The 7,121-nt window shown below is 52.3% G+C and carries 5 protein-coding genes; all 5 read left to right on the top strand.

The genetic code is table 11. The features are described 5' to 3' along the window. Positions 1–300: 300 nt before the first annotated feature. The 5 genes from D1831_RS04500 to D1831_RS04520 all read left to right on the top strand — a co-directional run bounded on the left by D1831_RS04500 (position 301) and on the right by D1831_RS04520 (position 7,031). Entirely contained in the window at positions 301–3,105 is a 2,805-nt protein-coding gene (locus D1831_RS04500) for a helicase C-terminal domain-containing protein (protein WP_125071732.1), read from the top strand. Positions 3,106–3,178: 73 nt separating this feature from the next. After that, complete coding sequence (locus D1831_RS04505) at positions 3,179–3,679, top strand: cell wall elongation regulator TseB-like domain-containing protein (protein WP_125071733.1); 501 nt, start codon at positions 3,179–3,181, stop codon at positions 3,677–3,679. A gap of 27 nt (positions 3,680–3,706) precedes the next feature. Then, positions 3,707–4,906, top strand: a complete 1,200-nt coding sequence (locus tag D1831_RS04510) for a pyridoxal phosphate-dependent aminotransferase (RefSeq protein WP_318531882.1) — start codon at positions 3,707–3,709, stop codon at positions 4,904–4,906. 20 nt (positions 4,907–4,926) lie between these two features. Then, positions 4,927–6,222, top strand: a complete 1,296-nt coding sequence (gene asnS, locus D1831_RS04515) for an asparagine--tRNA ligase (RefSeq protein ID WP_179950291.1) — start codon at positions 4,927–4,929, stop codon at positions 6,220–6,222. 77 nt (positions 6,223–6,299) lie between these two features. Then, the gene (locus D1831_RS04520) at positions 6,300–7,031 is read left to right on the top strand and encodes a DnaD domain-containing protein (protein WP_125071736.1); all 732 of its coding nucleotides are present in this window, start codon (positions 6,300–6,302) and stop codon (positions 7,029–7,031) included. Positions 7,032–7,121: the final 90 nt, after the last annotated feature.

A 7,121-nucleotide genomic window follows, 5' to 3' on the forward strand; every position in this document is an offset into this window, starting at 1 on the left:
CTATGTTCGGTCAATAACCATTGCTAGCACGCGGGATTACGTTTAATTCGGTGAAATTTAGCGGGCGCCGGGGTCCCCGGGGCCGGGGCGGATATGATAAGATGAGAAACGGATTAAATTTAGTGTGACCGCCGTCACTTTTATTGCCGGGCCGGTTGTGAAAAAGAACCAGCGTGGTCCGGTGTTTAGCCGGGACGGATAACTTTTACGATTATGCTATAATTTAATTTGAGCAAACTCCTTAACCGCGTCAAAATTGCGACTAAGGAGTGCTATAGACTGAAATTTGGGGAAATGACCATGAAACCAAACACAACCTATGCCGTCGTTGATATTGAAACGACCGGTACTAGCGTTAAGGATGGCGACCGCATCATCCAAATTGGCTGTGCGTTCGTCAAAAATAATAAAATCATTAATACCTTTGCGACCGACGTCAATCCGCTGACGACGGTCCCCCCAGTCATCGAAAATTTGACGGGGATCAGCAACGCGCGGGTACGCAAGGCGCCGCCCTTTGACGATTTGGCCGGGACCGTGTACAGCCTGTTACAGGGGACGGTGTTTGTCGCCCATAACGTCAACTTTGACTTACCGTTTATTAACGCGGAACTCGCGCGGGTCGGCTACCCGGAGTTGCCCATTCAGGCCGTGGATACGGTCTCTTTGAGCCAGATCCTGCTGCCGACCGCGCCGAGTTTTCGCTTGCGGGACTTAAGCCACTTGTTAAATATTGACCACGAACACCCGCACTCCGCGGATAGTGACGCGATTGCGACCGCCCACCTGTTCATCTTTTTACAAAAGCGGTTGGCCCACTTACCACTGATCACGCTACAGCAAATGGTCCAATTAACACCGGAACTCCCGCGTGAAACCGCCGAGCTCTTTTCGTACGCGTTTCAGCAGGGCAAGCAGCATCCGGGGCGTTTACCGAAGGACTTGATGGTGCGCAACGGCATCGCACTGCGTAAACAGGCCTTGCCACAACAGGCGCTCGGACGGAAAGCCCCGCGGTACCCGTTGACGAAGTCGCAAAAGGTGCACCTGTTTGGGGATGATTTGACGTACCGGCCACAACAGGCCCGGATGATGAATCAAATCTACCGCCACTACACCAAGGACGCCACCAAGCAGCAACCGTTGTTGATCGAAGCTCCGACCGGCACGGGGAAAACGCTGGGGTACTTATTACCACTGGCATACTTGGCACACGGTGATCAGCAGGTGGTCGTTAGCACTGCGACGACCGTTTTACAGACGCAACTCCTGGAACAGGGGGTGCAACTGCTAAACGCGTTACTGCCGACCCCGGTTACCGCGGTCGTTATCAAGGGCAACCAGCACTACGTTGACTTAAACCGGTTTGCCCGCGGATTAGCGTTGCACGAGCATTCCAAGCAAACCCAGCTCTTAAAACTGCGGGTTTTGGTGTGGTTGACGATGACCACTACCGGCGATCTAGACGAACTACACCTGACCACCTATCAGGCGCCGTACTTTGCGGAGATCGCCCATCACGGGGTGGCATCGCTTAAGGCCGACGACCCGTTCTTTAAGGAAGACTTTTTACGTTTCCGTGACCAGCTGACCGCCCAGGCGACCTTTATTATTACCAACCACGCGTACTTGATGCGCCACGTTGCCCAGTTAGGCAGTCGCCAACAACGACCACTACTCGTCCTCGATGAGGCCCAGCATTTGGCCGACGGGGTGCTCAAAGAATCACGGCAACAGTTTGACTTTAACTTTTACATGGCGGCTTGCCACAGCCTGGTCAGCCGCATTGATCAGGACCACGGGTTGAGTTTGCGGGCACTATTTGCGGAACAGCCCCAGGCCGATTACCGGTTGAAACTGCTCGACAATTCGTTAAACGACACCGACCTGCATTTACAACAAGTTCAGGCGGCGTTGGCCCGGGAATTTGTCCCGCACCAAAAGGGGGGCAACCAACCGGTGGAAATCGGCATCAGCACTAACCAGATCACCGATTTCTTTGCCGAACACAACCCGCTGATCAAGCAACTCCAAACGGCGATTGAAAACTGTTTCTTACAGTTTCAACAGTTAAACGAGCAGTACCACCACGACCAAGCGGAGATTTTGCCCACCGAGCAACACGTTCTGGATGATTTCTACAACCGGCTGCAGGACCTGCGCCACGGTTACGACCTGCTACGGACTTGGGTCATGCCGGCAACCCGGGAACAACGGGTCTTCTGGATTACCCTCAACCAGTGGCACGACCGCGGGAGCCTGAGCTTATCGGGGAGCCTGATCGATACGCAGGGCTACTTTAAAGAACAGCTCTACCCGTACTTCAGCGCGCCGTTGCTGACCGGGGCCACCTTGTTTGCGACCGGCAAGTCCCAGTACGTGTACGGCCAATTGGACATTGACGCGGCCAAGGCGGAACACCACCAGTTGTCGACACCGTTTGACCTGGAAAAACAGGCCCGCCTGATGATTGCGACCGACGCGGAACCGGCGGAACAACCAAGCGGCAAACAACGCGTTGCGTACTTGGCCCGCGCCATTGAACAGATTGCGACCGCCACGCCGAAACAAACGTTGGTTCTGTTTAACTCGTTGAACATGATTGAAGCGGTTTTTTACAGCTTGCACCAGGGTAACCTCAGCAGTGACCGGGAACTGTTAGCGCAGGGCGTTAACGGCAGCCGGGAAAAGTTGCTGCGACGCTTCATGCAGGGCGATAACGCCATTTTACTGGGCGCCGCTAGTTTCTGGGAAGGCATTGATTTACCACAGGAACAGCTGGAACTGCTGATTATCACCCAGTTACCGTTTGAATCCCCGGACCAAACGACGACCAAGGCCCGCTACCAACAATTGCGCCAGGCCAAGGTCAACCCGTTTTATAACGAAGCGCTGCCGAAAGCGGCCTTGAAATTACGTCAGGGGCTGGGGCGGTTGATTCGGACGGACCAGGACCGCGGGGCGGCGGTGATCTTAGATGACCGCTTAGTGACGAAGCGGTACGGTCAAACGATTTTAAAGGCCTTACCGAAGACCTTGCCGCCGAAAAGCGGCTCACTGGCTGAAATTACCAGTGAACTTCAAAGTTTTTTCAAAACTAAGTAAGAAAGCATTCCGCTGTCAGTTTAATTTGCTATAATTAGTCTATCTGTTTTTTTGAAAGGATCAGGATAAAAATATGCGAGTTCAACGTAAACGCCGCCCGGAACGGGTGATCATGATCGTCTTGTTAGTCGTATTAGCGATTATTGTGGCCATCTACGGTACGTTATGGGCGGCTCAACGGCCAATGCACCAGGCCCAAAAAACGGCGTACAGCTTAGCGGTCAGCAAGGGTAAGTTAAAGACCACGACCGGTTTCTCGCAGTATAACGGGGACCAGAGTTATTACGCCGTGACTGGTACGAACAGCAAAAACGTTCCGGTTTACGCCGTGATCAACACCAACAAGAAACACCAAACCACGGTGGTCAAGCAGTCGGCCGGGATCTCCCGCACCAAGGCCCTCCGGAAAGTTTGGTCCAAACGTAATCCTAGCAAGGTGATCAAAGCGACGCTGGGCAAGTACGATGGTGAGGTCGTTTGGGAAATTACCTACCTGAACCAGAAGAACAATTTATGCTACGAAGTGCTGCAGTATTCCAACGGCAGCCAAATCAAATCAATTATGAATATTTAAATCTAATGCTAAGGAGTGCGGATGTTTATGGAATTATCGCGAAAAGTCATGCAAATTCAACCGTCGGCGACGTTAAAAATTAGCGCGACGGCGAAACAAATGATTGCTGACGGGGTTGATGTGATTAATCTGGGCATTGGTGAACCGGATTATCAGACCCCGGACAATATTAAACAGGCCGCCATTGATAGCATTAAAAACGGGAAAGCGAGTTTTTACACGCCCGCGACCGGCTTACCAGCCCTAAAAAAGGCGATTAGTGCCCGGATCGAAGCGGACCACGGGTACCACTTTGATCCGAGCCAGATCGTGGTCACGGACGGGGCGAAAATGGCCCTGTTCACGTTGTTTCAGGTCATTTTGAACCCGGAAGACGAAGTGTTGCTCCCGGTTCCGTACTGGGTCAGCTATTCCGAACAAGTTAAGTTAGCCGGTGGTATTCCGGTCGACGTCGCCACGGACCGGCAACTGCGGTTCACGGTGGCCGACCTAGAAGCTCACCGGACGGCTAAAACCAAGGCGCTGGTCTTAAACTCGCCGCAAAACCCGTCCGGGCTGGTGTTCAGTCAGGCTGAGTTAACGGCCATCGTACACTGGGCCGTTCAAAATGATATTCTGATCGTGGCGGACGAAATTTACGAGAAGCTGCTTTATAACGGCAACTTTTTCACGTCCGTGCTCGAGCTCGGCGATGAGAATATGGACCACGTGATCCTGATCAACGGGGTGTCAAAAGCCTATTCGATGACCGGTTGGCGGATTGGTTACGCCGCCGGTCCCCAAGCCATTATGGCGAAAATGGGCGTTGTTTTGGGTCACGCCGCCAGCAACCCGGCCGCCGTTTCACAGTACGCGGCGATCGAAGCTTTTGGTGGCGACCAGTCGTCGGTTGAAACGATGCGGCAGGGGTTTGAGGCCCGTTTGAACGAGCTGTACCCGTTGATCAACAGTTTACCGGGCTTTAAAATGCCCGGTGGCAAACCGGCCGGGGCGTTTTACCTGTTCCCGGACGTGACCGAAGCCCTGCGGTTAACGGGTTATCCAGACGCGCCGACCTTTGTGCAGGCCGTTTTGGAAGAAGCCCACGTTGGCCTGGTTCCCGGAGAAGCTTTCGGGTTGCCCGGTCACATTCGGCTAAGTTACGCCACCGATATGGATTCGTTACGCGAAGCCTACCGGCGGTTACAAAAATTTATTGATCAAAAAATTGCTGAACAAGCAAAGTAATTGGAGGATGTAAGTAAATGGTGCAACAAATCAGCATTATGGATGCGAAGGACCACGTCGATGAAAAGGTCAAAATTGGGGTTTGGCTGACCAATAAACGTTCCAGCGGTAAAATTGCCTTCCTACAATTACGCGACGGAACCGCCTTTTTCCAAGGCGTCGTCGTTAAGAGTCAGGTCACGCCCGAAGTGTTTGAACTGGCCAAGGAAGTTAAACAAGAAACCAGCATGTGGATCACCGGGGTCATTCACGAAGACAGCCGGTCCAAGTTTGGTTACGAAATTGAAGTGGAAGACTTAGAAGTTGTTGGTGAAAGTGAAGATTACCCAATCACGCCTAAGGACCACGGAATCGACTTCTTATTGGACCACCGGCACTTATGGTTACGTTCTAAGCGGCCGTGGGCGATCATGAACATCCGCAACGAAGTCATTCGGGCCACCTACGAATTCTTCAACCAGGAAGGCTTCATCAAAATGGATTCGCCAATTTTGACGGGGAGCGCCCCGGAAGGCACGACCGAATTATTCCACACCGAATACTTCGACCGTGACGCTTACTTATCACAAAGTGGTCAACTGTACGCCGAAGCCGGTGCCATGGCTTACGGCAAGGTCTTCACGTTTGGCCCGACGTTCCGGGCTGAAAAGTCCAAGACCCGCCGTCACTTGATTGAATTTTGGATGATTGAACCCGAAATGGCCTTCATGCACCAGGAACAAAGTCTGGAAGTCCAAGAACGGTACATTGCGCACTTGGTCCAAGCGGTCATTGACAATTGTAAGTACGCCTTAGACATCTTGGGTCGCGACGTTGAAACGTTGAAGAAGTACACCAAGCTGCCTTACCCGCGGATCAGTTACGATGAAGCCATCGACTTGTTAAAGGCCAACGACTTTGACGTTGACTGGGGCGTGGACTTTGGTTCGCCGGAAGAAACCTTCTTGGCCGACCACTTTGACCAACCGGTATTCGTTTTGAACTACCCGAAGGCCATCAAGCCGTTTTACATGAAGCCGCACCCGACCCGCGATGACGTGGTGATTTGTGCCGACTTATTAGCACCCGAAGGCTACGGTGAAATTATCGGGGGTTCCGAACGGGCGACCGATTACGACTACTTACTCGACCAAATCAAAAAGGCCGGTTTAGATCCTAAGGACTACGCTTGGTACTTAGACTTGCGGAAGTATGGTAGCGTACCGCACGCTGGTTTCGGTCTTGGTTTGGAACGCTTCTTAACGTGGATCACTTCCGAAGACCACGTTCGCGAAACGATTCCGTTCCCACGTTTGCTGAACCGGATTTACCCGTAAACTTAAAAAATAGTTATTATTAAGAGCGTGGGGCGCTAGTCTCACGCTCTTAATGGTTCAAGGAGGTTTTTCAATCAATGGAACCCTTAGCACACGCCCTGATCTACGGTGGGGAGACCACGCTCGCCAACGCTTTGTTGGCCCATTACCGCGAAATTGGGGTCACGAATGACGAATTTTTAGTCTACTTACAGTTTAAGCGGCTGATGGATCAGGGTGACCAGTTTCCGGACGCCGCGGTGGTGGCCAAGGCCTTGGGTGAGACGACCAACACCGTTTTTCAGCGGTTGCACGAAATGTTAGCCAAGAAGTTATTGACCATTGAGTCGGTCACCGGCGCGGACCAAAAGATTCACGATCGATACAACTTTGACGGCCTTTACGATAAGCTAGTGGTGGCCTTGAAACAGCCCGAACGGACCACCGTGACGACTAACAATACCGAACCGGCCGTGAATCCGCGTCAGAAGGTCTTTACGACCATCGAACGCGAATTTGGCCGGCCGTTATCGCAGATTGAAATGCAAAGTATTAGCAAGTGGTTTGATGAGGACCACTACGATCCGGACGTGATCGAGTTGGCCCTTCGAGAGGCCGTATTGCGTCAGGTTTACAACTTGACCTACATGGACCGCATCCTGTTAAACTGGCAGAAACGCAACCTCACGACCGCTCAGCAGGTCGAAGCGGAGCGCCAGCGCAGCATCGAGCAGCGCTTAAACTCCGCCCCCAAACCCCAGCGCCAGACCGGCCAAAACGCCCGGCCAAAGATTCCGCTGTTTAAGATTGGGGAAGAAGAAAAGAAGTAATACTTATTTTAGATAGACTAGTTTTCACGATAGCGGAGCTTAAGCAGAACTAAGTTGAAAATTGTCACTTTTATAGTCGTAGTATAGTAA

Origin of the sequence: Lactiplantibacillus garii (assembly GCF_003885105.1) — a bacterium.
Classification (GTDB): domain Bacteria; phylum Bacillota; class Bacilli; order Lactobacillales; family Lactobacillaceae; genus Lactiplantibacillus; species Lactiplantibacillus garii.

Coding starts and splice junctions, on each gene's coding strand:
- D1831_RS04500 (WP_125071732.1), top strand. CDS start 301: ATGAAACCAAACACAACCTATGCCGTCGTTGATATTGAAACGACCGGT.
- D1831_RS04510 (WP_318531882.1), top strand. CDS start 3,707: ATGGAATTATCGCGAAAAGTCATGCAAATTCAACCGTCGGCGACGTTA.
- D1831_RS04520 (WP_125071736.1), top strand. CDS start 6,300: ATGGAACCCTTAGCACACGCCCTGATCTACGGTGGGGAGACCACGCTC.
- D1831_RS04505 (WP_125071733.1), top strand. CDS start 3,179: ATGCGAGTTCAACGTAAACGCCGCCCGGAACGGGTGATCATGATCGTC.